Raw genomic sequence first — 20317 nt, forward strand, 5'->3', positions numbered from 1 at the left:
ACGAACATCAAGTCACGTGAGACAACCTCTATGCCTTGGTCGGTGCGGCCGACCTGGCGGCCTGCTCGATCTTCGCGCAGTAGGCTGCACGGGCTTCCTCGTCGATCCATTCCTCGTGTTCGGCGCGTACCCCGGTCCGGCCGTCGAGGCCCTCGCGCAGGATGTCGGCGTGCCCGGCATGCCGGTTTGACTCGCCGAGGACATGGACCATGACGGCGAACAGGTTCGTGTTGGGATAGGGCTCCGGCCACCACGGCACGTGGCCAGGGGCGTCGAGGGGAAGCTCGTTGATCGTCGCGTCCGAGTGTTCCCACGTACGCCGGTAGAACCCGATGATCTGATCGCGGGTCTCGTCCTCTGTCGCCCACAGATCGCTGCCGTTGTGGTCCTGCCACCGGCACAGCGGTTCCGGGGAAGGACGGTCGAAGACCTCGCCGAAATACCTGGCCTCGACGGTGGCCACGTGTTTGACCAGACCGAGGAGGTTGGTCCCGGTCGCCGTCAAAGGTCGGCGGGCGTCGTAGTCGGACAAGCCGTCGAGTTTCCAGAGCAGCGCCTTGCGGTCGCGCCGCAGTCTCCCGTGCAGGTTGGCCTTCGCGAATTCATCGATCATGCGGCATGAGCCTGCCACGGCCTGCTCGTGGTCTCAAGATCCCTTATGTGGTCCCGAAGATCGCGAAACGCGGCACGTGAGACAACTCGGATGACGTGATGCAACCGCGGAACCTTGTGGTGAAGACATCAGTCGTCGCCGCGCGGCACGATCTTTCCCACTGCCGACCCGAAGAACGTACTGTCGCGGAAGTCGATATGGTCGCCCCCGTACGTTGTGCTCGTGGGTCGCGGTGGCGTCGGGTTCAGCTCGCGGAGCACAGCCGCCGCCCTCGCCGCCCGGGCCGCAGCATGCGCCTGGGCCCCCTGGTGGTCCCCTGGCTTTCGGGCGGCGTTCGCCACATCGCTGATGCCGCGGATCGTGAGTGTCTCCACCTCCGTGGTCAGATGCGCGGCACCGGCCCCGGGCCTCCGAGGCCTTCCGCAACCTCGGCAACGCTCTGAAGTCGCTGGGCCGTGATGCGGCCGCGAACGATGCGTTCGCTCGCGGGCGCGCCATCACGCTGTCCGGCGGCGGCCACCCTGAAGGCGTCCTCCTCATGACCGTCTCCACCGCTGAGCGACCGGGCCTGCCGACGTGTCGAGCAGGCTGAAATAGCTTGCCCCCTTGGTCACTTCGATGCCGAGTCGGCGAGTTGCCTGACCACCTTGCTGCACAAGGCAGCGGTACCTGCGCGCCCTCCGTGATCACCCGCCCGTGGATCCGTGCGCTCGGCGTTTCGTGGCGGGACCGGGATGCTCTCAGGGGGCAGGCGGAGCGGCGTACGAATTCGGTGCCCTGAAGGTCCGCGTCGGCGCCTTCAGTTGACACCGGTTCGGGACCAGGTCACGTGTTGGCACTGGCTCGTACGGCGTCGTGGACGGCGCGGGCGAGGCGGGCGCCCCAGAGAGAGCGGGGGCCCGCGAAGGCGTGGACCTCGTCGTCGGCGCGCGGGGCACGGGCGGCGATGCAGACGGCGTCCGTGGGAGTGCCGGAACAGTCGTACCCCGCTTCGAGCAGCGCCTGCACCTTGGCTTCCGTGGCGGTGGCTACGGCGTTGACCAGCGCCGCGTCGGTCAGGGACACGGGAAGCGTCGCGACGATGTTGATCGTGCCGGCCCGCGGTGTCGCGGCCGTGCCCTCGGCCGGGGAAGCGGCCCATCCGCGTACCCCGAGCCCCGCGGTGGCCACGGCGTCCACCCCACCGTCGTGGGCGAGCCCGTACTTGCGCACGTCGGCGGCGGTCATCAGCCCGACGCCCGGGCCACGGGCGCCGGCGGCGCGCGCAAGGTCGGCGAGGTGGCGGTCCGGGTCGGTGCGCCGATAGCCGTGGGTGACCTGGGTGTTGAGGATCCAGGCGCGTTCGCCGATGCCGCCGCCGAGGACGGCGCTGCTGATCATCCGCCAGCCGTCGCCCACCCGCCACAGCAGGCTGTGCAGGTGCTCACCGTCCTCGATGCGGGTGAGGTGCTGCATGCCGGGCGGGCCCGCGAGGTGGCGGGTCGGCGGATGGAGGGCGGTCACCGGACGGACTCCTACTGATGGCCGGGCGAGATCCGAGTGATCGTACGTCGCGTTGTGCGGGCGGGCTGTGCCGGGCCAGCGTCGTCAGGGCCCTTGCCCAGGGACCCTTGCGCGGGACTCTTGCCCTTGGACGGGCGGGTCTGGTTCTGTACCGCGCTACGGGTGTTTGATCACGTGGAGTGCGAGGAGAGCGACGGCGTGGAGCGGGGAACACAGAACGGTGTCCGGGACTGTCTGCCGGAAGGGCTCGGTCAGGCGATACGGGAGACCGCCGAGGCCATCGCGGCGCTCCTGGACGGTGCGGCGGACACGGACATGAGCGGCCGGGTGCCAGGACTGGAGTGGACGGTCGGTGAGACGGCCGCCCACCTGGCCATGGCCAACGGCTTGATGGCCGATCTCGCGTCCGGTCGGGAACGCCCGTACGGGGACGGCACGCCGGAAGGTATCGCGGCGGCCAATGCGCGCAGTCTCGTGGAGTTTCCTGAGCGCGGGGCGGAGCCGCTGTCGGCGCTGCTTGTGCAACAGACCGACGTGTTCCTGGACGCGGTTGAGCGGGCCGCGGCGGAAGGGAGTGCGGGGCGGACGCTGCAGACCCCGCTCGGTCCCATGGACCAGGACGTTCTCGCCGCGTACCTGCTGACCCACATGCTCGGCCACGGCTACGATCTCGCCCGCGGGCTGCGCCGGCCGCACATGATCAATGCGACGCGGGTCGGGTTGTGCCTGCCCTTCCTGCAGACGGCGATGCCGCGTATCGCCGGCACCTCCACGCTGACGGCCCGTTACACCTTGCGCGTCCCGGGCAGCGCGGCCTTCGGCGTCACCTTCACCGACGGCCAGGTTGAGGTGCTTCCCGACCCGCCTGAGCGTTCGGACTGCACCATCCTCACGGAGCCGGTCGTCTTCCTCCTCATCGCGCTAGGGCGCCTGGGTCCCTGGCGGGCCATGGCACGCGGAGGTGTCCTCGCCTGGGGCCGCAAGCCCTGGCTCGCCCCCCGCTTCCCCACCCTGTTCAAGGCGCCCTGACCTCGGGTTCCCCGCCGAGGGCACCTGGCGAGTGGTGTGCGGTGCCGGGGCGTGGGGGAGGGGAACTCGGGCCCGGACCAGGCCGAACTGTCGGGGGCCGGAACAGTGACTCTTCAAGTGGTCGTCCGCAGTCGGGCACTGGCCGCTGATGGCCTGGATGCGGCGGCGCGTCGCCAATGTCAGGCTGCGGGACTCGTCATGGGGCGGGGAACCGGGGTGATGTGGGCGAAGGCGCTGCGGGCGTTCCACGTGGGGAACGCTCGGATGAGCCAGGAGGGGCCGTGGAGCTGGATGCGGTGGTCATGGACGGCGTCGCCCCAGGTCTGCTGGCCGGCGTGCCATTTGACGAAGGCTTCGGCTTCTGCCGTGATGTAGAGGTCCTCGTCGAGACCGGGGTACGTCTTGCAGATCTCGGTGTCTTTGTGCTCGATCAGCAGCCAGTACCGCTCGGGGCTCGGGCGGCCGGTGAAATCGAAGCGGATGACGATGCGCTGTTCCGGGAGCCGGTCTCGGCGAAGCGCGTTGCACATCGACCACAGAGCCACGAAGGGGTCGAGGTGCTCGGGGGCGATCTCGAGCCAGGCGGCACCCCACTCACCGAGCGACACGCAGACCTTGAACAGTTCGTGGCCGCAGGGCGTGAGCTCGTAGTGGCCTTGGCGCCCGTCGGGCTTGCGTGCCTTCACGACGATGCCGAGCCGTTCGAGCTGCTTGAGTCGCTGAGAGAGCAGGGTGCGGGAGAGGCCGGGGGCGCCCTCCAGGATTTCGCCGAAGGTTCCACAGCCCAGGTACAGGTTGCGGATGATCAGGGGCGTCCAGCGCTCGGCGAAGATCTCGGCACCACGGGCGATCGGGCAGTACTGGCCGTAGCTCCGCACACCACCAGTCTGGCACCGCTGCCGCAGGCCCGCAGTCCAGATTCTTGACTTCACATCCGCGGCCTTCAGGGGTGCGATGGGGTCGATGGCAAGGAGCTGGCGGTGGCGGCCGAGCATATCGGCCGCCTACGTGAGGAGGCGACCGTCATGAGGATCGACGGGTTCCGGGGGCGACTGATCACCGGTGGCGACGCCGACTACGACAGCGCCCGTGCCGTGTGGAACGGCGCCGTGGACCGGCGCCCCCGGCTGATCGCCCGATGCGCGGGCACCGCCGACGTCGCCGCGGCCGTGCGGTTCGCCCGCGATCACGACCTGGTGATCGCCGTACGGGGCGGCGGCCACAACGTGGCCGGCACCGCGGTCTGCGACGACGGCGTCGTGATCGACCTCTCGCAGATGCGGGCCGTGTCGGTCGACCCCGCCGACCGCACGGCCTCGGTCCAGGGCGGCGCTCTGTGGGGCGATGTCGATCACGAGACGCAGGCCCACGCACTGGCCACGACCGGCGGCATCGTGAGCCACACTGGCGTCGCCGGGCTGACCCTCGGCGGCGGTATCGGCTTCCTCATGCGCGCACACGGACTCACCGTCGACAACCTGCTGGCCGCGGAGGTGGTCACGGCCGACGGCAGCATTCTCCGCGCGTCCGCCGACGACCACCCCGATCTGTACTGGGCACTGCGAGGCGGCGGCGGCAACTTCGGAGTCGTGACCACCTTCCGGTTCGCGCTGCACCCGGTGGGCCCGCTCGTCCTTGCCGGTCCCGTCTTCTGGGCGGCCGACCACACCACCGACGTGCTCCGCTTCTACCGGGACTTCGCCGCCGGCGCACCCGACGAACTCGGCACCGTGGTCAGGCTCGGGACCATACCCCCGCTGCCGGCCATCCCCGACGAGCTGCACTGGCGGCCGGCCATCGCCGTCGTCTGCTGCTACGCCGGCCCGATCGCCGACGGTGAGCGCGCTGTGGAGGCCCTCCGCCGGCTGCGGACCCCGCTGGTGGATCTGCTCGCACCCAAGCCGTACACGGCTCACCAGAGCGCCACCGACGGCACCGTGCCCCACGGCTGGCACTACTACTGGAAGGCCACGGACCTCGTCGGCCTGTCCGACGACGCCATCTCCGTCATCACCGATCACGCCTACCGCGCTCGGTCGCCCCGGTCGTACGCGGTGATGTTCCACATGGGCGGCGCCGTCACCCGGGTTCCCCACGCGGCCACCCCCTACGCCGGCCGTGACATCGCCCACAACATCAACATCGATGCCGTGTGGCTGCCCGCTGATCCGGAAGAGCACGCCGCGGCTGAGACCGCGTGGGCCCGGCGGTTCTTCGACGCCCTCCAGCCACACCGCGCCGGGAGTGTCTACGTCAACTTCCTTGATGCGGACGACGATGCCGGCCGTGTCCGAGAGGCGTACGGCGATCGCATCTATCGGCGACTGGCCGAGGTCAAGGCCAAGTACGACCCTGACAACACCTTCCGCCACAACAAGAACATCCGTCCCGGCTGAGCAGGGCCGACGACGGCCGATGAGGGGATCCGGGATCCTGTGGCGGTTGCGAACCTCAGGGCTCTCCGGGGCAGCGGGCTTGTGTCGAACGTGCACAGGGCGGACCGAGTCGCCTTGGTATGTGGTGTTGCCCAGCGGCAGTGCGATGCGTGACCCGCCGGTCTGCCACGGGTGAAGCAGGCGGACGGGGCCGTTCGGGGAGACCAGGAGGATCAGGTGCGGGATGAAGTCCTCGCGCCACACGCGGAAAGACACAGCGTGCTCGGGCATCGGGGCGTCTGGTGACGATCTTTGAAAATCCCGACCCGTGGTCCTGTCATTCCCTGGACACGCTCTTGTTCCCCATCTCGTGATGCCTGCCTGCCGAGCGCGCGTACTGGGTCGCGTGGCACGGCTGAAGCGGCTGCCACCGTGATCGAATCATGTGCCGACCCATTCCCGAGCGGTGTCAGTGCCGAATGAGGCCCCGACGTGTCTGCTCCGTGGGGTGCCATGGTCATCGACGTCGATTGGACGCCCACGTCTCCTTTCAGCAGGTGACGGTGTTATGACGTGCGATCGGCCAGGACGTCAATCCGGAGCGACCCGCCGGAAAAGCTGACCGGCCGCTATGAAGCCCCGAAGCTATCGAACGTCGACGAAGTCGCCGCTCGCGTTGACGGAAGCGGTAGTGCCAGTTCCAGCAAAAGCGAAGCGGTAGTACCCGTCCGAGCCGGCGGTAGCCGTGGCGGTTACCGCCCCGCTGCTGCCGCTCGTGACGGTCTTGACGGTGGTGTAGGTGCTGCTGCCTTTCTTGCGGAACTGCAGCTTCACCGGCTGTTCCTTGAACCCGACGTACTTGTCGATGCTCCAGTCAGCCCGCGTCAGGGTGCCCCTCACGGTGATCGTCTTGCCCTTCTGTACCGGTTCGGGCGTGGCGTTGGCGGTGAGCTTGGTGGCGCGGAGCAGCTTGAAGGTGTACTTGTCCTGGTTCTCGTAGGTGTCCTCCCACGCGTCGATGTGGAGGTGGACCTTCCAGGTTCCGGCCGGTGTGTTGCCCTGAGTGAACAGCCTGATCGGGTCCACCGTGTAGGCGCCGGTGCAGGTCGTCGTGGGCTTGGTCTCCGCGCAGTCGAGCAGCTGACCGCCGTCCGTGTAGACAACGGCGTATGACGGGCTGAACAGGGTCGCGTTGGCCTGGTAGACGCCGGAGGCGTGCGTCGCGGTGACAGCGATGGGGAACTTCACGACCGCATGCGTGCCCACCACCACGGGCTTGCCCCCGTTGACGACGACCTTGTCGACCGTGATCTCGTCAGCGGCCGCGGCTCGCGCGGGTGGGATCGCCAAAGCGGCTCCCACGAGGACACAGATCGGACCGGCGGTGGCGACTCGTCTGGTCGTGGTACGCACATGACCCCCCCAAGGGCAAGAACCTCATGTCCCGCCGAACTGCCCTTTCGAGCGGGCCTGTTGATCAGTCAGTGCATCGTACAGCGGTGCACGTTCACGGGCGGGCCGACGATGATGCAGCGTGATCACCACGTGCAGGGCGGGCACTGACGTGGTTCGGATCAAGCCTGCTGGCCGCGTCTGGACCGCTGGCAGCAGGCCGGGGTCTTCGACCAGTTGCACCACATTGTGCTCGCGAAGCTGAACGCGGTCGGCGAACTCGACTGGTCCCGCGCCTGCGTGGACGGCTCCGATATTCGCGCGAGAAGGGGGCTGAGAGCGAGGTGGCTTGAGGCCTCAAGATCAAGTACTTGCGACGTTGTCGGCTAGTGATGTTGAGGCGTGATGACCTGAGAGTTCGGCTGGTGGGTGATTTAGCAGGTCGTCGGGCTGACGGGCACAAGTCCGGTGCTCGGTTTGCGGCGGGTGGGCCGCTGGGCGGCTCGGTCGGAGACCAGGCCGGCGATGGCCCGGTGCGTGGCCGGGTAGTGCTCGCGGTGGCCGAGGAAGCGCTGCAGCGGGCGCCACTGCTTGTGCTCCGCGTTGGCGTGTTCGACTCAGATCCGCGCCGAGGACCGGCGGCGCCGTTGCTCACGCCAGGCGTACTGGTCACCGAGCAGGGGGTCTTCGTTCGGCTTCTTCGGCGGCGCGCTGACCGGTTCGGGGAGCTCGTTCGCGAGACGTCGGTAACCCTCATCCACCTCGGCTCTCACGTCCGAGTGGAGACGGAATTGCTCGGCGATGCCTTCGGTGCGCATCGCGGTCTGATCGTGGAGTCTTCCGGGCCGGTCGGCCCCGGACCGCAGGGTGCGGCCGTGGCCATCGCTGATCGTGGTGGTCTTCATGGTGTTCTGCTTCTTCTTGCCGGAGACGAACGCGCAGCGGCCTGACCGGTGGGCCTTCAGGCGGCGGACCTGGGTCTCGGTCCCGTCAATCCGCAAGGTCACGCCGTCCGCATCGGCGGCGAACACGTCGGCCAATGTTCGCAGGCGCAGTCCAGACTGGCCGGGGACAGCGAAGCCGCGGTCGGCGAGCAGCCTGCGGATCTCGCCGATGGCCTCGGTGACGGTGGAGCGGCCGACCCCGTACAACTCGGCGAGTGCGCACGGCCAACTCCTCGATCAAACCGCCGATATGTGCACGCGAGACGCCTGTGAAGGCAGGATGGGACAAAGCCGCACGGGCCCACTTCTCGGTCACAATCGAAGAACCCGTGCGGCTGTGCCCACGTCACGGCCTGCGACCGCGCTCATGCTTGGCGGGCAGGACGGAAGTTTTCCTCCAGGAACGCCGAAACCGCCTCGGTGAACGCCTCCGGTGCTGCGTGGTGGATCAGGTGTCCAACCGGGATGGTGACCACTCGCCCGCCGGGGATGCGGCGGGCGAGCTCGGCGACACCGTCCTGGGGAACATGACTGTGTGGGCCGCCGGCGAGCACGAGGGTCTCGGCGGTGATCTGACCGAGTCGCTCCAGCCACCTGGAATCGGGCTGGTCGATCTGCCGCCTGACGGCCAGCACCATCTCCCAGTCGAAGGTCAGGGCGCCGTCCGGCCTGGCCGGGGTGCTCGGCTCCCGGGGACGGGGGACCGGCACATCCTCCAGGACGAGCCGGCTCACCCGCTGCGGATGGTCCTCCGCGAGCAGGTAGGCCACGATCCCGCCCATGGAGTGCCCGATCAGATCCACTCGTCCAAGTCCCAGTGCATCCAAGAACCGGAGCACATCGGCCTGCATGAGTTCGAGCGAGTAGTCCCCCGGCCAGTCGCTTCGGCCGTGACCGCGAAGATCGAGGGCATACACCCTTCGACTCCGGGCGAGAGCGGGCACAACCGCCTCCCAGTCGGTGGCATCCTCGCCCAGCGCGTGCAGCAGCACGAGCGGCGGAGCATCCGGAGGACCCGACATCTGATAAGCCAGCCGGACCTCGCCAACGTCGACCGAGCGATGATCAACCATGTCCGGAGGATATGCGGACGGGTCTACGCTAGTAATGGCTGTTCCGGTGTTCCCCGAGGCCGGACAACGGCGAAAGACGCGCGAGCGTCACTTGATCGTGTGAGGCTCGGGAAGCCTGCTCCGGGCACCAGGTAGGGGTGGTGGAGATTGAACAAGCGGTGTCGCTTGAGTTAGACCAGGTGATGGACGAGATCGTGTCCGCGGTACGCGACGCGATCAGCCGCGCCCGCAGCAGGAACACCGCCCCCCGGGTGCTCTGCCATGCCGAGGACGCATCCGAGCAGAACCTCCGCCCGGGCGTCGTCGCCGAGGACCCAGCGGAGTGATCGCGCCGCCTCGGCATGCTGTCAGAGACGGACGGCGACCAGGGCGATGTCGTCGCGGGCACCGCCGGCGACGCCGAGACGGGCCAGGATGGCGTCCGCGAGGCGCTCGGGGCCCAGGCCCACATGGCCGGCGAGAGCATCGGTGAGCTGCCGCAGGCCGACGTCGATGTCCCGGTCACGGCGTTCGATCAGCCCGTCCGTGTACAGCACCAGGCAGTCGCCCGGGATGTAGGGCACGGCGGCTTGCGGGCGCGGAACGTGGTTGGGGCGCGCGCCGAGCGGTGGGTCGGTGGCCTGGTCCAGGAGGTCGCAGCTGCCGTCGGGGTGCAGCAGGACCGGCGGCGGGTGGCCGGCGCTGCTGTACGCGATCTGCCGACGGCTGGTGTCGATCACGACCTGGACGGCGGTGGTGGCCAGCGCCCCTTCGACGGACCGGGAGTACAAGCCGAGCACCTCCAGCGACTTGGCCGGCTCGGGCAGGGCCCGGACGGCGGCGCTCAGCGCGCTGCGGAGCATGCCCATGACGGTGGCGGCCTCCAGGCCGTGGCCCACGACGTCGCCGACGGCGACGGCGAATGCGCCGTCGGGCAGATCGACGACGTCATACCAGTCGCCGCACACGTTCAGCGACCCGACAGCCGGCACGTAGCGCACCGCGATATCCGAGTGCAGGCCCAGGTCGGGCGAGTGCAGCATGGCCTCCTGCAGGGTGACCGCGACCTGGCGTTCCCGGGCGTGTGCCTGCCGCAGCTCCTCGTTCAGCCTCTGCAGCTCCCTTGCCCGCGCATACAGTTCGGCCTCGATCACCTCCCGCCGGCCCAGAGGCCCTCCCGGCGGGCCGGGCGGGCGGGACCGGACGAACTCGGTCACGTCCTCCACCCGGTGGATGATCCACGCCACCTGCCCGTCCGGACCCAGGACGGGGGTGTTGATCGGCGACCACCACCGCTCCTCGAACGCCCAGGCCAGGGACGGCACAGGGATGTCGTACTTCTGCACCGCCATCGTGTCCGGCTGCCTCGACTGCAGGACCCGTTGCAGCGAGGCGTTCAGGTTCCGCACCCCGTCCGCGTTCGCATCCGCCGGATTGTCCGGGAAGGCGTCGAACACGAACTGGCCCACCAGGTCCGGCCGGCTCCGGCCGGTGGCCTGCAGGTACGCCTCGTTGACGTCGACGATCACCAGACCCGGATCCAGCACCAGATACGGACTGGGCGTGGCCGTGAACAACGCCTTGTAGTCAATGCTCGGTTTCATCGGCTTGGCGTCCGTCCCTTCCGCTGCTCAACCGAGCCGGACTCGGCCGGGACCCCCCTGCCGGGTGCCGGCGATCACGACGGAAGCGAGAGGCGTTCGGCCGACTCCCATGCTCAATTGTCCCAGCGTGGACCCGGCGGCACCTGATGAGACGGGCACCACCCCCGACGGCAGCCGGCAAGGGCGGGGACTACGCCATCGTCGCTCTGGCGCGGCCCCAATGCCGACGGGCATCGGGGCCGCAGACCAGCAGCTGCTTGTGGGGCACCGGGAAGAACAACAGCCGGGGCCTCCCCGCCCGCCTCGATGACACGCTTCCCCACTACCGTCGGCGTTCATCGCGGTGGGTGTCAGGGGTACACATACTCCACTCGGATTGCCGACTGCTCGGGCAGGACGATCACTTTGGGGTGGTCGTAGGACCACCCGCGTGGGATGAGGAAGAGCTTTCCGTCCGAGTAGGCGGCCAGCTTCAGCCCCTGGTACCGGAACCGGTATGCGCCGTGCGAGGCCAGAGCTTCGGCTTCGACGCCCCCGTCAGGAGACAGCCGGAGGTCCTTGTCGCTGAAGATTGTCACGCTCATTCGGCTGCCGAGGTCGGCTGTCAGGCTCTGGGCGGCGCCGCGTCCCTGGATGTCGGCGAAGGTGCCCGCTGTCCAGAACGTCAGTACGACGATGATGCCCAGGACGTAGAGGGAGAGTGAGGTGCTCCAGGCCGGCCAGGCGGGCCTGGCGGGTTCGCTGTCTGCCGCAGTGGCGTCGCTCGTGTCGTTCTCGCTCGTGCTGGACCAGAGTGTCGCGCCCCAGCAGGCCAACAGGACTCCGGCGGTGAGTGAGACGGGCAGTCCCAGTTCCCACCACTCGGGAGCGAGCCGGAGGGACAGCCACGTGCAGGCAGGGACGACAGCCAAGGCTGACGCCAGCCCTGAGCAGACCCGGCGGCGAGCTGCACCGTTCCCGCTGAGCGTGCGTTCCAGGAGGGGGTTTGCGATCCGCCAGACCAGCGTCAGTCCGGCAACTATCAGTAGTGGGTCGAAGAGGGCCGGTATGCTGCTGAGCACGTATCTCTGTACGGTGGAATTCAACTGGCTCTCGGAGTAGCCGAGATAGTCGGCAAACGCTTGGTTTCTCCTCCAGCCGAAATAGAACAGCAGCGCTGCTAGCAGTGAAACCTGTGCGGCTACCGTGGCGCCGGCCTGAATGACGAAGGACCGGAGCGAGGAGGCAGCGGGCTCAGGGGTCTCCGGTGGTTGTGCCGTGCTCATGGGGCGCAGCCGCTGTAGGAGCCGTCCGTGCCCGTCTCGACGTAGAAGTCGGCCCCGGGGCTCGACCGGTACGCGGTGACGAGCTGTTCGAGGAGCAGATATCCGTTGCTGACTTCGCAGTCCGCGCCCGCCAGTCCACCTGCCGCGGCGAGGTCGTTGTATGCCCCCTCGGCGCCGGGCCAGTCCGCCCGGCCTGACGGACTGACGGCGGGACAGGCCGCTCTCAGGCCGCGGAGCAGCGTTGCCAGGCTGTCCTGAGCCTCAGAATCCTGCACACCTGCGCAATCCTTGTTCACCAGGTTCGCGTACCAGTTGGAGGCGGATGCGCGCAGCACGATCCTTGTCGGCGTAGTGCTGTTGTCGTGGAGGGCAGCGTCGGGCGTGGATGGGGAGTCCTCAGGGCTCGGCGGCGGCGGAGTGGTGTCACCCGTGGGCGCGCCGGTGGGGCCGAAACCAGGCCAGCTCACCCCGACTTTGGGGCGCTGCCCCGGTGATTCGGTGTCTGGTGTCGGCTGGGGACCGCCGCTGGAGGTGGAGTCAGAGCTGGTGGCGTTGGGTGCGCTTTGGGTCTGTGCACCCTCACTACGGGTGCTCTGATCAGCTCCCGCCGCGTCCGAGTAGTCTGCCGGCGCGCGACCCTGCGCCGGCGCTCCGCAGCTGAGAGCCGTTGTCAGTAAGGCCGCCGCTGTTAATGGCACCGCCCGCCCCGAAAGCCTGCTTCGCTGCATCGCCTTCCCCCTCCGGTGACCGCGTGCTTGCCGTCCGGTAGGTGGATTATGCTCCCTTTCGGGCCCTGGGGAGACAGGGCTACGTATCAACTCGTCGCGTTGATAAGGCAGTTCGCGGATGCATCACTCGGTAGAGGAGTGCGTAGTGGGTGGAGGCCGCGGGTCCACCCCATTGTCACCGTGAGAGACAGGGTTCTGAGTGTCATCAGACATCCCGCTTGCCGAGGGCGCGTACCGGGTCATCAGCGACCGGGACGTCGGCGTCGCCGGGGCCGCCAAGTCCTCATGCCCAGCCCGCAACGGCCGACCCTACTGGACGGGTTGTCCGAATGATCAGTGGGTGTGGTCACCGGGAAGCAGCCGGGACGTCGACATGGGCTGTCGGCTCGCCGGTGGCCTTCGCCGCCGTGTGCGCGTTGGTGAGGGTGCAAACGCCGTCCACGCACTGGCGCTCCAGACGGCCGAGGGAGATAGTCTGTGCCAGGCCGACCATCCAGCAGGTGGGGCATCCGCGGAAGGCGATCAAGGCCAACGGGGCCGCCAGCAGGGTGGCCGGGCCAGCGACGGGCACCAGGGCGATCGAGGCGATGATCAACCCGAAGCCGACCGCGCCGCGCGCCAGATGGCGCGGGACGGACTTGCTGGCGAAATTCCTTTCGGGCGCGGTGTCCTCGATCTTCGCTTCCTGCGGGGGCTTCACTGTGTTCACGGCGTTCACGGTTGTGAGATTCCTCCGGCTGGTGGGTCGATAGCTTGATCGCGTGCCTGGTCGGTGGGTTGACCGGGTGGTTGGTCTGTCGCTGTCAGAGAGTGGCGCAGTGCTGCGCGTGCTCTGTGCAGACGCGACTTCATCGCGGCGTTGCTCAGACCGAGCGCATGGGCGACAGTTTTGCCGGGCAGGCCCTGTACGTCCCGCATGATCAGGACCTGCCGCTGGTCACGGGGAAGGCCGCTGACCGCGGCCGCGATCCGCTGCGCCTCCAGCCTGTGCAACACCGCGTCCTCGGCGGACGGTTCGGCAGTCGCCTCCGGTTCGGCTGTCGCCTCGTCGCTGCGTGAGACGAGCAGCCGTACCTGCCGGAGACATTCGTTGCGCACGATCCGGAACATCCATGAGGCGAGCGCGCTCGTGGCCCGCAAGGTGCCGATCTTCCGGTAGAGGATGATCAGCGCCTCCTGCGCCGCGTCCTCGGCATCCTGCGGTGAGGAGCACAACGACATGGCGAACCTGCGCACATGAGGCTGCGATTCCATGACGACGGTGGTGAGCGACGTGACGTCACCGTCCTGAGCGGCCTTGATCAGCCGCTCGTCCGGCCAAGTGAAGCGTTGGTTCATCGAAAGACTCCTACCCGGAAGGCGCCCTACGGGCAGGTGTCGGTCAGCTTCGGCTCCTGTAGCGCCGCATCAGGTGCCAGCTGCACGCACCCACGAGCAGGGCTCCGATGACTATGAGGCCAGTGACCATCATTGGTGGTTCCTCCCGGTTCTGCCGGCCCGTTCGGCCGGTACACAGACAAGAGGCAGGGAGATCCGAAAAGGATTCACCTCTGACTTTGCCGCGCCGAAGCAGATCCGGGCGGCGCCGGCGTAGGCAACAACGCGTCTGCGACGCCCGGGCCCTGGTGGCACCGCACCTCTGCCGCTGGGCCGCCGTCGCGGCAGTGGTCACGATCGCCAGCGGCAGCGCGACGGGAGCGTGGTCAAACGAGCCAATACCCTCGGTAAGGGTGCAGGTGACACTGAGGCTGAAGTGGCTTCGAAGGAGTTCACCCTATCCGGGTGCGTGGACGGTGCGGGCGGCTTGGACGTCGGTGAGGTTGTCCTGGGCCCAGCGGCAGACCTCGGTCAGCAGGGGCGAAAGCGATTCGCCGAGAGGGGTGAGGGAGTACTCGACGTGAGGCGGTACGACCGGCAGCGCGACGCGTTGGATGATGCCGTCCGCCTCCAGGGTACGGAGCGCCTGGGTGAGCATCTTCTGGCTGATACCGCCGATGGTTCGTTGCAGTTCGGCGTGGCGGAGGGTGCGGCCTTGGAGCGCGTAAAGGATCAGGGCGCTCCACTTGCCGGCGATCAGGTTGAGCACCTCCCGTGAGCCGCAGTTCGGGTCGAACACGTCGGGTTGCATCGGGCCTCCTGGGACAGGCACCAAATAGTGCCTACTTCCGCGTAGAACGGTACGTGTCTACGTTCGTGTACCTCAGTTGCGAAGGGGAGTAAAAGCATGAAGATCGCGGTACTTGGCACCGGCGAGGTCGGTCAACGGCTCGCCACCAAGCTCGCTTCGCTGGGACATGAGGTCACGATCGGTTCCAGGACGGTGGACAACGCCGAGGCCAAGCAGTGGGCCGCGGACAACGGCGGCGCACACGGCACCTTCGCCGACGCAGCTGGTGCCGCGGAGTTGGTGGTGAATGCCACCGGGGGCCTGGTCTCGCTGGCCGTGCTGGAGGCAGCGGGCGCCGAGAATCTGCGCGGCAAGGTGCTCGTGGACGTGTCCAACCCACTGGATTCCTCCGAAGGGTTCCCGCCCAGGGTCGTCACTCCCGACGGCGGGAGCCTTGCCGAGCAGCTCCAGAAGGCGTTCCCGGAAACGCAGGTCGTCAAGACCCTCAACACGATGACCAACACGGTCATGGTCGAGCCCAGCAGGGTCCCCGGCCATCACAACGTGTTCCTCAGTGGAAACGACGAGCACGCCAAGACCGAGGTGGCAGCTCTTTTGCGGTCCTTCGGCTGGGCTCCCGACCAGATCACCGACCTCGGGGACCTGTCCAGCGCCCGCGCAACAGAACTGCTCATGCCGCTGTGGCTGCGGCTCTTCGGGGTCCTGGGCCCCGTGGACTTCAACTTCTCCGTCGTCACCGCGTAGCCGTCAACTCCCGCGCGCACGGGGACTGGGCGGGGTTGGCTGAATCAAGGCGGCCCGAGTGCACCTCAATCGAGTCGCCCTGGCCTTGACGAAGGTTGTCGGCGAACAGGCCTACTGCCGCGTCGGCACACGAGGCGCGCCCATCCGGAGCCCAAGCGAACGACAACGCGCGGCAGTCGGTGCGCATTATGGTCTGTGTCTGGCCAGTGTCGGGGTCCCAGATCCGCACCGTGGCGTCGCTGCCGCCAATCGGTGATTCCGGAGCTTGCGGCCTGTGTCCCCGTGCACCGTGGTGACGGTCGTCCGGGTGGTCTTGGAGGCGGAAGGGAGCGTATGCAACGGCCCTTCGGCGAGATCGCAGCGAGGCCTGCCCGATGCTTCGGAGACATCCGAGAGGTGAGGCAAGTGCCGTGCTCTGAAGTCCGCCTGACATGCGGTTAGTCATGACGCACGGTGCGGCCATCCAGCTCTTCAGCCTCCGTTTCTGTGTCCGGGCCCCCGGGGCAGTGTCAGCCCTCGTTGGTAGCGTGCTACATCCCGGCAGGACGATCATGAGAGGACTGCAGTCGTGCAAGAAGTGGCGTGCCATGAGGTGGGCGGACAGCACATAACCCAGGCGCTCGATGACATCGGGCGGCGTACCGGGCGCCGGTGGCACTTGATGCGTTACGACGACCCGTCACCTGAGAAGCTCGAGGAGATGCGTGACGATCTCCTCGACCATGTCGCGGCGAGCGCCGGAGCGGACCCCGCGCTGGATGAGACGGCACGCGCGGCGCTGCGGACGGCAGCGGAGTGCTCCTTGGGTGTACTGAGCGTGGGCTGCTACCCGGGCGGGGACCAGGAGATCCTCTTTCCCTTGATCGGGGAGCAACTCAGCAGCGAGACCATCGCGTTCGAAGACGTCATCGAGCAGGCACCGACGGCGCAGACGTGGCTCGACACATTCGCCCTGTGCGTCGTCAGCGGCTTGGTGTGGGACTGGCAGCGGGTGATCGGCCTGCTGCTGCGCAGCGACTACGCCGAGGAGATCCGCAACGGGGTGCCGTACTCGAAGCTGGACTCGGCATCGGATCCGGCGGACCTGGCCGCCATGGACGCCCTGTGTGTCTACCTGGCCGAGTCGGGCGGGCATCTGCCCCGGGACTGGCCGACCGTGACGCTGCGCAAGCCGGACACCGGCGAACGCAGCGAGGCTGCACGGCACCTGGACGCAGCCGGTCCTCTGGCACCGGACCAGCGCCTGCTTCGCGTGCTCCTTGACGACGACCAGCACGCCTTCGAGGAGGCTCTCACGGCCCGGCTCACGGAGCACCGGGAGAGTGCGGGGGCCGATCCCGCCCCCAGGACGCTGCTGCCGGTCGGAGCCCTCGCCCTGGCCGCCCTTGCCGTCCAGGTGCATGGGTGGGAGCTGGGCGTCCGGTCCGGCTATCTGCCGCACGGCCTGCTGGGCTCCACGGATGCGCTGCGGCGCGCAGCGGACGCCGGTGCGAATGACCTTGGCGGCTGGTACGCCAAGTAGCCTGTGCGGACAGACCATGGGGAGCCAAGAGCCTGAAGTGCTGACGGAACCCATGCTGAAGCGAGCAGCGAAATAACGCCGATGCAGCGCCCGACACGTCCACAGGAGGTGGCAGGGTGCGCGGGCGTTCGGGCAGATCGGCCACGTACTCGGCGGGCGGGCAGCGAGCAGGCACTCCAGGCGATTCAGCCGGGTGTGGACGGTGGTGCCCAAACGGCGTGGCGGCACCCGATCAAGAACGTCCAGGGCGTGTTGCGCGGCCTTGGAGGGCTGGCGATTCGCTTGCTGTCCCAGTTGATCCGGTCTCCGAGGTCTGCTCCTCCGGTCCCACAGACCCCGGTGGTGTCTGAGCCGTCCCGAGTGCTGACCGATGGGGGCAGGACCTGGTCAAAGCCGTGCGGCCGTGCTGACCAGGCCGGCCAGGGTGAGGGAGCGGCTGTGCGCAGGCCAGACGATGTGGGTCACGACGGTAGGTGCGTCGGCCAGGGGGACGGCCGTGTGCTCGGCCCACAGCCAGGAGCGGGCGGAGTCGGGGACGACCGCTACGGTGCGTCCGAGGGCGATCAGCTGGGCCAGTTGCGTCTGGTTGTGGACCTCGGGGCCGGGGCCGGGCGCGTAGCTGCCGCGGGTGGGCCAGCGGGCGAGCGGCAGATCGGGGATGTCGCTGACATCGGCCAGGGACAGGGTCTCGCGGGCGGCGAGGGGGTGCCCGGCCGGCAGAACGGCGACCTGCCCCTCGGCCGCCAGTGCCTCGCTGTCGAATCCGGCGAGGGAGTTCCACGGCGTGTGCATGAGCGCGACATCGGCGCGTCCGTCGCGCAGTAGCTCTTCCTGCTCGCAGAGGCCACACGGCAGCACCTCGATCTCGGCACTGTCGGGCTCGGCCGCGTAGGCGTCGAGAAGCTTCCGCAGCAGTTCGTGGGACGCGGCGGCCTTCACCGCGAGGACCAGGCGATTGCGGGGGCCGCCGGAGTCGGCACCGCCGGCGCGCCGGGTGCGGCGAGCGGCGGCGACGGTCGCATCGAGGGCCGCCCTGCCCTCGTGCAGCAGCACCTCTCCGGCACCGGTCAGGCGGACACCACGGCGGTTGCGCAGCAGCAGGCAGACCCCGAGGCGCCGTTCGAGCTGCTGGATCGCCCGCGACAGCGGTGGCTGGGCCATGCCGAGGCGCTCGGCGGCCCGCCCGAAGTGCAGTTCCTCGGCGACGGCCACGAAGTACCTCAACTCGCGGGTCTCCAGGGTGTCCACGGCCGCAGTGTACGCGGTGATACCTGGCAGGTATGACAGGGCACCGGATCGGTGTTGGCCGCGCCACTTGTCCGAGGGACACCATCATCAGCATGAGCGAAACGATGATCGCGCTGGTGACCGGCGCGAACAAGGGCATCGGGTACGAGATCGCGGCCGGGCTGGGCAGCCTCGGGTACCGCGTGGGTGTGGGGGCCCGCGACGAGACCCGACGCGAAACCGCCGTAGGAAAACTGCGCGCCCTCGGCGTGGACGCGTTCGGGGTACCGCTGGACGTGACCGACGACCGGAGCGTCACCGATGCCGCGGAACTGGTCGAACGGCTGGCCGGGCGCCTGGACGCCCTGGTCAACAACGCGGGAATCTCGGGCGAGACGGGCCCGGGGTGGGAGCAGGACCCGACCGCGCTCGACCTGGAGGTGTTCCGCACGGTCGTGGATACCAACGTCATGGGTGTCGTCCGGGTGACCAACGCGATGCTGCCGCTGCTGCGGCGCTCGGCCTCGCCGCGCATCGTCAACGTCTCCAGCAGCGTCGGCTCCCTGGCCCGGCAGGCCGACCCCGACACCGAGATCGGCCCGATCATGGCGGCCTATGCGCCGTCGAAGTCGTTCCTCAACGCCCTCACCGTCCAGTACGCCCGGCAGTTCACCGGTACGAACATCCTCATCAATGCCGCCTGCCCGGGCCTGGTCGCCACCGACTTCACCGGCTTTTACGGATCCCGCACCCCCCAACAGGGCGCGGCCACAGCGATCCGGCTGGCCACGCTGCCCGACGGCGGCCCGAGCGGTTCGTTCTTCGAGGACGACGGCGTCGTCCCCTGGTGACCACGGACTGCCCCGAGCCGACAAAGCCCCGGCGGGTCCACGAAAGGGTGCGGACGGACCGGATCGGAGAGACAGCGGGAGGCATCCGTGCGACCAGGGCCAGATCGTCTGGGATCTCCGGCGACGCGGCGTGTCAGTCGATCGGGTCGTCGCAGGCGACGGCCCCGTTCCCGGACCGGCTCATCGGAGGCGGGACAGCCGGCTCCATGGTGGTGGGCCGGCGTCCGCCGCAGCAGGCCACCACTGCTGTCGCCGTGGAGTTCAGGAAGATCAGGAACCAGGATGACCTGTCCGCCGTCTCGATGGATCCGGTACGAAGAGGCTCTTGCCCGGCTCGCAGAAGGATGTCGACGCTGTCGGCCAGGCCATCGATCGTGTGGCCACGCTTCAAGGAATGGTGCATTCGCCGCCGGAAGACGCCCGCGTGCCGGTTGGCCGGGACCAGGCCGTCCCAGACGACGAAGTCAGCCCCGACGATCAAGGCGTCACGTGCAGGCCCGCATGCCGGAGTCTGTTCGCCGAGCATGGCGATGAGGTCGTCGCGAGTCACACTGCGCCCCGGAGGCAGGAAGACCAGTGATCGGCTATGTGTGACAACTCCAGCGCCTCTCTGGTGACAGTCCGGCTGCTTCGACCTGGTTTCTGTGCAGCCTATGCGGTGCCGTCGGTGACAACTACCGAGCCTCGGCACACTTGGCCAGGTCCTTGAACCAGATCATCGCGCCGCGAAGGTGGAGGCCGGCAAGGTGGCCCGCAGAGGTCTTGCCGTAGCAAGTGGCGATGCATTGCCAGCCTTTCACCTTGTTGATCAGGCGCTCGACGGTGTTCCGCTCCTTGTCGAGCTCGGCGTCGTGGCTGACGGGCCGGCCGCCCGTGGAGCCGTTCTTCTTCCGGTTGGCGGCCTGGTCCTTCTTTCCGGGATGGCCTTGATTCCATGTGTGCGCAGGTGAGCGCGGTTACCGCGGGACGAGTAGGCCTTGTCCCCGGCGACCGCATGAACCAAGGGCTGTTAGGGGCCTGCCATTCGATCAATGCAAGCGCCAGCGGGCGGCACTTGCGCCCGCTGGCGGCATGGACTGTGCTGGTCTGACCGCCCCTGGAACGCCCGAGCAGGGCCGCCTTGAGGCGGATCTTCCGAGTTGTGCCGGACGCGAGTGTCGAGCGGACGCAGACGCGGTCGAGCTTCCTCCTGCTGCCCCTCGTGGTCGGGGATGAACAGGGCGGGCAGCTTCTTTGCAGGCCGAGTTGACGTTGCGTTGGCCAGCCTCGGACGGAGTGGATCCGTGCCCATCATGCCCTGGTCCATGGCCTGTTGAGCCAGGACGGTGCTGCGGGCCATC

Annotated in this window: 20 protein-coding genes and 1 pseudogene; 6 read left to right on the forward strand and 15 right to left on the reverse strand. The window is 68.4% G+C overall.

The genetic code is table 11. The annotated features are described in order from the left end of the window. Window positions 1–28: 28 nt before the first annotated feature. Both STRCI_RS41460 and STRCI_RS41465 read right to left on the reverse strand, forming a co-directional pair. Window positions 29–613 (reverse strand): DinB family protein, encoded by a 585-nt coding sequence (locus STRCI_RS41460; RefSeq protein ID WP_269664173.1) that lies wholly within the window; start codon window positions 611–613, stop codon window positions 29–31. Window positions 614–1438: 825 nt separating this feature from the next. Further along, entirely contained in the window at window positions 1439–2116 is a 678-nt protein-coding gene (locus STRCI_RS41465; protein WP_418953438.1) for an adenosylcobinamide amidohydrolase, read from the reverse strand. Window positions 2117–2314: 198 nt separating this feature from the next. Here STRCI_RS41465 and STRCI_RS41470 point away from each other — a divergent pair, with 198 nt between their 5' ends. After that, window positions 2315–3145 (forward strand): maleylpyruvate isomerase family mycothiol-dependent enzyme, encoded by an 831-nt coding sequence (locus STRCI_RS41470; RefSeq protein ID WP_269664785.1) that lies wholly within the window; start codon window positions 2315–2317, stop codon window positions 3143–3145. Between the two features lie 179 nt (window positions 3146–3324). Here STRCI_RS41470 and STRCI_RS41475 read toward each other — a convergent pair whose 3' ends face one another. Then, on the reverse strand, window positions 3325–4023 hold the full coding sequence (locus tag STRCI_RS41475; RefSeq protein WP_269664174.1) for a winged helix-turn-helix transcriptional regulator: 699 nt from the start codon (window positions 4021–4023) through the stop codon (window positions 3325–3327). Window positions 4024–4125: 102 nt separating this feature from the next. Here STRCI_RS41475 and STRCI_RS41480 point away from each other — a divergent pair, with 102 nt between their 5' ends. Then, a complete protein-coding gene (locus STRCI_RS41480) occupies window positions 4126–5541 on the forward strand; it encodes an FAD-binding oxidoreductase (RefSeq protein WP_269664175.1) in 1416 nt (471 codons plus the stop codon). A gap of 624 nt (window positions 5542–6165) precedes the next feature. Here STRCI_RS41480 and STRCI_RS41485 read toward each other — a convergent pair. From STRCI_RS41485 to STRCI_RS41500, 3 genes are all read right to left on the reverse strand, one after another. Beyond that, on the reverse strand, window positions 6166–6870 hold the full coding sequence (locus STRCI_RS41485; RefSeq protein ID WP_269664176.1) for a calcium-binding protein: 705 nt from the start codon (window positions 6868–6870) through the stop codon (window positions 6166–6168). Between the two features lie 659 nt (window positions 6871–7529). Then, the gene (locus STRCI_RS43465) at window positions 7530–8063 is read right to left on the reverse strand and encodes a transposase family protein (RefSeq protein WP_336298839.1); all 534 of its coding nucleotides are present in this window, start codon (window positions 8061–8063) and stop codon (window positions 7530–7532) included. A gap of 158 nt (window positions 8064–8221) precedes the next feature. Continuing rightward, the gene (locus tag STRCI_RS41500) at window positions 8222–8929 is read right to left on the reverse strand and encodes an alpha/beta fold hydrolase (protein ID WP_269664177.1); all 708 of its coding nucleotides are present in this window, start codon (window positions 8927–8929) and stop codon (window positions 8222–8224) included. A 158-nt stretch (window positions 8930–9087) separates the two neighbouring features. On the opposite strand from STRCI_RS41500, the gene STRCI_RS41505 reads away from it, so the two are divergent. Continuing rightward, window positions 9088–9255, forward strand: coding sequence for a hypothetical protein (locus STRCI_RS41505; protein WP_269664178.1), 168 nt, complete (start codon window positions 9088–9090; stop codon window positions 9253–9255). A gap of 21 nt (window positions 9256–9276) precedes the next feature. On the opposite strand, the gene STRCI_RS41510 is transcribed toward STRCI_RS41505, so the two are convergent. The 6 genes from STRCI_RS41510 to STRCI_RS41535 all read right to left on the reverse strand — a co-directional run bounded on the left by STRCI_RS41510 (window position 9277) and on the right by STRCI_RS41535 (window position 14633). After that, window positions 9277–10512, reverse strand: a complete 1236-nt coding sequence (locus tag STRCI_RS41510; protein ID WP_269664179.1) for a PP2C family protein-serine/threonine phosphatase — start codon at window positions 10510–10512, stop codon at window positions 9277–9279. A gap of 350 nt (window positions 10513–10862) precedes the next feature. Further along, window positions 10863–11777 (reverse strand): hypothetical protein, encoded by a 915-nt coding sequence (locus STRCI_RS41515; protein ID WP_269664180.1) that lies wholly within the window; start codon window positions 11775–11777, stop codon window positions 10863–10865. Continuing rightward, a complete protein-coding gene (locus tag STRCI_RS41520; RefSeq protein ID WP_269664181.1) occupies window positions 11774–12052 on the reverse strand; it encodes a hypothetical protein in 279 nt (92 codons plus the stop codon). Before STRCI_RS41520 ends, STRCI_RS41515 begins: the two co-directional genes overlap by 4 nt. 799 nt (window positions 12053–12851) lie before the next feature. Then, window positions 12852–13214 (reverse strand): hypothetical protein, encoded by a 363-nt coding sequence (locus STRCI_RS41525; protein WP_269664182.1) that lies wholly within the window; start codon window positions 13212–13214, stop codon window positions 12852–12854. A gap of 5 nt (window positions 13215–13219) precedes the next feature. After that, window positions 13220–13843 (reverse strand): RNA polymerase sigma factor, encoded by a 624-nt coding sequence (locus STRCI_RS41530; RefSeq protein WP_269664183.1) that lies wholly within the window; start codon window positions 13841–13843, stop codon window positions 13220–13222. A gap of 436 nt (window positions 13844–14279) precedes the next feature. Next, on the reverse strand, window positions 14280–14633 hold the full coding sequence (locus STRCI_RS41535; RefSeq protein ID WP_269664184.1) for a winged helix-turn-helix transcriptional regulator: 354 nt from the start codon (window positions 14631–14633) through the stop codon (window positions 14280–14282). A gap of 96 nt (window positions 14634–14729) precedes the next feature. Between STRCI_RS41535 and STRCI_RS41540 the strand changes: the two genes are divergently transcribed. Beyond that, window positions 14730–15377: an NADPH-dependent F420 reductase gene (locus STRCI_RS41540; protein ID WP_269664185.1), complete on the forward strand. Its 648-nt coding sequence runs from the start codon at window positions 14730–14732 to the stop codon at window positions 15375–15377. Window positions 15378–15945: 568 nt separating this feature from the next. Further along, window positions 15946–16899: an immunity 49 family protein gene (locus tag STRCI_RS41545; RefSeq protein ID WP_269664186.1), complete on the forward strand. Its 954-nt coding sequence runs from the start codon at window positions 15946–15948 to the stop codon at window positions 16897–16899. A gap of 387 nt (window positions 16900–17286) precedes the next feature. Here the strand turns inward: STRCI_RS41545 and STRCI_RS41550 are convergent, their stop codons facing one another. Continuing rightward, window positions 17287–18147, reverse strand: coding sequence for a LysR family transcriptional regulator (locus STRCI_RS41550; protein ID WP_269664187.1), 861 nt, complete (start codon window positions 18145–18147; stop codon window positions 17287–17289). Window positions 18148–18239: 92 nt separating this feature from the next. Here STRCI_RS41550 and STRCI_RS41555 point away from each other — a divergent pair, with 92 nt between their 5' ends. Then, complete coding sequence (locus tag STRCI_RS41555) at window positions 18240–18977, forward strand: SDR family oxidoreductase (protein WP_269664188.1); 738 nt, start codon at window positions 18240–18242, stop codon at window positions 18975–18977. Between the two features lie 133 nt (window positions 18978–19110). Here the strand turns inward: STRCI_RS41555 and STRCI_RS41560 are convergent, their stop codons facing one another. Both STRCI_RS41560 and STRCI_RS41565 read right to left on the reverse strand, forming a co-directional pair. Beyond that, window positions 19111–19527: a hypothetical protein gene (locus STRCI_RS41560; protein ID WP_269664189.1), complete on the reverse strand. Its 417-nt coding sequence runs from the start codon at window positions 19525–19527 to the stop codon at window positions 19111–19113. 124 nt (window positions 19528–19651) lie between these two features. Beyond that, window positions 19652–20114, reverse strand: a pseudogene (locus STRCI_RS41565) (transposase family protein); the annotation flags it as partial. Between the last annotated feature and the right edge of the window lie 203 nt (window positions 20115–20317).

The organism is Streptomyces cinnabarinus (assembly GCF_027270315.1).
GTDB lineage: Bacteria > Actinomycetota > Actinomycetes > Streptomycetales > Streptomycetaceae > Streptomyces > Streptomyces cinnabarinus.